The organism is Roseateles sp. P5_B10, from assembly GCF_056400485.1.
The window spans coordinates 1-1,288 of sequence record NZ_JBFULE010001153.1; the positions used below are offsets into that span (position 1 = coordinate 1).

At 68.1% G+C, this 1,288-nt stretch carries 1 protein-coding gene and 1 pseudogene; one reads left to right on the plus strand and one right to left on the minus strand.

Annotated elements, in window-relative coordinates:
• Positions 1-11: 11 nt before the first annotated feature.
• Positions 12-665 carry a pyroglutamyl-peptidase I gene (gene pcp / locus AC1DU6_RS31660; RefSeq protein ID WP_477862144.1) on the minus strand — a complete coding sequence of 218 codons (654 nt, stop codon included), beginning with the start codon at positions 663-665 and terminating at the stop codon, positions 12-14.
• Positions 666-802: 137 nt separating this feature from the next.
• Here pcp and AC1DU6_RS31665 point away from each other — a divergent pair.
• Positions 803-1,288 (plus strand): annotated as a pseudogene (locus AC1DU6_RS31665) (hypothetical protein); the annotation flags it as partial.

Here is a 1,288-nt window from a genome sequence, read left to right on the forward strand (position 1 = left end):
CCGAGGACTGATCAGGCCACCGGTGCGCCCTCGTCGGGCAGGGCCGATGCCAGGGCTTCGTCGCCCTCCAGTGCAATCGCAATCGCCAGCTTGATGGCATCGATCTGAGCCGCCAGGCCCATGCTGGGTACCGTCGGCTGGGTGCGAGCCGCCTGCTCGGGCAGGGCCGGCACATGGACGAAGCCGCTCTTCACGCCAAGGCCAACGAGCCGGTGCTGGAGTTCGAAAAACACCTGGTTGCAGACAAAGGCACCCGCCGTCAACGACAGCCCCACCGGATGGCCGGCCGCGCGCAGCCCGTTGCGAATGGCCTTGACGGGCAGCGTCGAGAAATAGGCCGGCGGCGCGTCCGCTCGCACCGGCACATCCTGCGGGCGCTCGCCGGCGTTGTCGGCGATGCGCGCGTCGATGAGATTGACGGCCAAGCGTTCGATGGAAATCTCTGCCCGGCCGCTTGCAAGGCCCAGTGCGATGACGAGCCCGGGCTTGTGCACGGACAGCGCTTCAGCCAAGCCCCTGGGAGCGCCGCCAAAGGTCGTCGGCAGGCAACGCGCCTGCACCGTCGCTCCGGCAATGATCTGGCCATGCAGCGATCGGGCCACTTCCCAGGACGGATTGATGGCCTCGCCGCCAAAGGGCTCGAAACCGGTGAGCAGGATGTTCATGGCCCCATTGTGTCGTTTCATGTCGAAGCCGAGCAGCGCCTGCGGCCCGTCGGTCTGCGGCGTCAGCATGGCGTTTTTCGGGGCCAGCGCGAGCGCCGCAGCCCTCCATAATCATCGGCACACCTGCTGCCCAGCCCATGACCGACCCGTCCCAGCCCCTGCCCTGGCCCCATGGCGATGCCGACTCACCCGCTGCGGCAGGCCCGGCCTCCGGTTTTCTCTGGCCCAGCCCGCCCTATGCCGCCTACCCCCAGCCGCAGGTGCAGCGTGGGTCCGAGGCCTGCGAGATCCTGGGGCTGAACAACAGCCGCAGCATGGGCCAGCTGTTGCAACTCGATGCCAGCGACCGCATCGTGCAGATCAATGTGCCGCCAGCGCGCAACAGCATGCCGCTGAAGTTCAGCCAGTTCCGTGCCGTCAAGCTGCTGCGCACGCTGGAGGTGCCGCCGCGCGATGCCGGCGACCTGAATTCCCCGCTCAGCGTCGACCAGCGCCCGCGCACCGAGTTCCGCGTCGTCTTCACTGGCGGCGATGAGCTCAAGGGCGTGACCATCGGCCATCATCACGACAGCCTGGGCCTGTTCCTCTTCCCGCCGCTGGCCGATGGCGACGACTCCGTGCGC